This is a genomic window from Chryseobacterium caseinilyticum, assembly GCF_014837145.1.
Classification (GTDB): domain Bacteria; phylum Bacteroidota; class Bacteroidia; order Flavobacteriales; family Weeksellaceae; genus Chryseobacterium; species Chryseobacterium caseinilyticum.
The window spans coordinates 1-2,447 of the sequence record NZ_JACYFS010000020.1; the positions used below are offsets into that span (position 1 = coordinate 1).

Annotated in this window: 2 protein-coding genes; both read right to left on the reverse strand. The window is 33.0% G+C overall.

The genetic code is table 11. The annotated features are described in order from the left end of the window. Window positions 1-150: 150 nt before the first annotated feature. The gene (locus IC610_RS19890) at window positions 151-882 is read right to left on the reverse strand and encodes an SMI1/KNR4 family protein (RefSeq protein ID WP_191738622.1); all 732 of its coding nucleotides are present in this window, start codon (window positions 880-882) and stop codon (window positions 151-153) included. Window positions 883-1,052: 170 nt separating this feature from the next. Beyond that, the gene (locus tag IC610_RS19895) at window positions 1,053-2,183 is read right to left on the reverse strand and encodes a DUF3800 domain-containing protein (protein ID WP_228462977.1); all 1,131 of its coding nucleotides are present in this window, start codon (window positions 2,181-2,183) and stop codon (window positions 1,053-1,055) included. Between the last annotated feature and the right edge of the window lie 264 nt (window positions 2,184-2,447).

Consider the following 2,447-nt stretch of genomic DNA (forward strand, 5'->3'; position numbering starts at 1 on the left):
ATTGCGGTGTGCAACAAGCTGCTCAAAATTGTATTTGGGGTGGTAAAAAACAAAACAATGTACCAAGATAATTTTATTGCAAAAAGTGCTTAAAATGTTTGGTTTTTTACACAGTTCATGTTACCAGCTGGCATTTTTTCGTAGTTGATACTATCTTCCAAATAATTTAGATAAAAATCCTTTTTTAACTGGCTTTTCAATTCCCCAGATTAATTCAGTTTCGTGTCGTTTCGCTTTATCAATATTTGGTCCGAATTTTCCCCAAGCAAATCCGCTTTGATTTTGTTTGTTTCTTAAGTCGGCAATTACAAAATTTTCAGGAAGAGATAACGCAAAGTTTTTCAAAGTCAAATCGCTTGATAGTTTTGCGTTTTCAAGTTCAATAAATCCGTTGTCTTTGCTCCAAATATTCATAACCACTTTTTCGTGAATTATGTCAAGATTTGATTTCTTACCATTTTTTCCAAAGTCGTTAACGTGTTCGATGAATTGAGCTAAGTTGTCCGAATGTTTTACGATAACAGCTGGGTCGTGACAAACATAAAACACATTTCCCCAATTTCCATTTTTGTCAACGTCCAAAATCCAAAAGTTTCCGAAACCGTCTCCAGCAAGTTGAACTGAATGTGGGAAAAATTCTTCAAATCCAAACTGTCCAACTCCGTCAAATGTTACTTCCTCAAGTCCAAAAAATTCAAAACCACTTGCGAATTTTAGTAATTCTCTAATTTCTGTGGGAACTTTTCCTGTTGGAAGTACTTTTGCTAATTCGTCAATTTGTTCGTCAGTCAAGCCTTCTTTAAGTTCTACTTTGTATTCGTCTCCGTCTTCTGAAACATATTGTTCGGTCAATATAGATTGTAATATTTCCTTTGGTGCCATAAAGTTCAATTTGTTGTTGTCTTGGTTTTTCTTTTTATGCTTGCTGGTAACGTTTTTCGGCTTGGCGATGTGGCGGATTTTTAGCACGAAAGTTCAATAGAATTACTGCTGTTGAACCTTGCACAAATGTTTCATAGAAGCACTTCAGCCGCCATATTGCCAAACCGATGTTAGCAGCCGTTTTTTCTAATTTTTCGTATTTCGTCCATTTTTGACATTTCCTCATAACTGTCTGTATTGTGTATGAAACCAATATTTTTGTCGTGAGATTTGTCAATTACATTAATTAACAAGTCTAAATTTTCTTTTTGTATGTCTGTCAACAAGCCCAAGTCTGTTTTTATTTCTTCTCTTGAATTTGTGTTTAAATAATTAGTGAGTTTTCCCATCAGTCCAACAAATACGTCAGAGAGTTGAGTTAATTGGTTTGTCTGAGAGTCAACAAAAGAGTAGTTCTTGATTTCAGCACCATTGTCAAGTATTTTATAATCTTTTAGCGTTTCTGAAATAGAATATTCATTGTCAAAAATGTGTGTTGAATTTTTAAATGTATAAATTGGTCGCAAGTAAAATTGCGTTAAGTCTTTTAGTAAAATATAATCGTCCTCGTCCATTATAAATGGCAAAGAGTTTTTTTTCTTTGCTTCTTTTAAGATTTGTCTTAAAGATTCTAAACCAAAATGGTGTTCTTCTGTGTCAATGTAGTCGTCAAAAAGCGAAGTTAGGTCTTCAATGAATTGATTAATGGATTCACTTTTAATATTTGGATATCCATAATTGTAAAAGAGTTCAATTACAGATTCAATTTCAAGTCTTGATAATTTATACAAGTCGTTTTTTAAATGGTTGGCAAATTGAAGTCCTAATTGTGATGCTGTGTCTGAACTTGCAATAGCAGAATCAACTATGTCAACTAATGCCCAATAAAGAATATTAAGACTTGAATAATGAACATATAAATTGCTGTCTTTTATAAATTCCAAAAACAATTTTAATTTTTGAGATTTTAAGCAGTCAAGGAATTCTCCACTTGCAATATGTTTAAACTTAACCTCTTTTGCAGTCTTTTGCAGTTTAAAACCGTCAATAAGTGTTTGAACATCTGGGGCGTTTCCCAAATGAACCAAACCTCCTAATACAAAGTTTGCGGTAAAAGAGTAATTGAAATTTTCTTCATCACGAACATAAAATTTCTTGATATTATTCGTCTCGTCATAATAAAAAGTGAATATAGAATCAAAGTCAGCAGTCGGTGCTAACATTTTCGTATACCTTCTAATGTCATTTATTTCAAAGTCCATAATTTTGTTTGTGAGTGTCGTTTTAAAATGGCTGCTAACGTTTCGGGGCTTTGCGATGGTGGGGCAATCGAAGCGCAAATCTTCAATTTTGCACTAAAGTTCAATCGAAAAACAACTGTTGAACTTTGCAGTTTCGCCCCACTATTGCAAAACCCTTCCTATGTTTGCAATTCCTTAAATTTATTAAATATAAAACTATAAAAAAGAAAGAACCAATGAGCAGAATAAGATAGGCAAACCCTTTAAGCATTTAAGCTTCACTAA

Excerpts from the sequence above, each read along its gene's own strand:
- IC610_RS19890 (WP_191738622.1), bottom strand. The coding sequence starts at position 882 with ATGGCACCAAAGGAAATATTACAATCTATATTGACCGAACAATATGTT.
- IC610_RS19895 (WP_228462977.1), bottom strand. The coding sequence starts at position 2,183 with ATGGACTTTGAAATAAATGACATTAGAAGGTATACGAAAATGTTAGCA.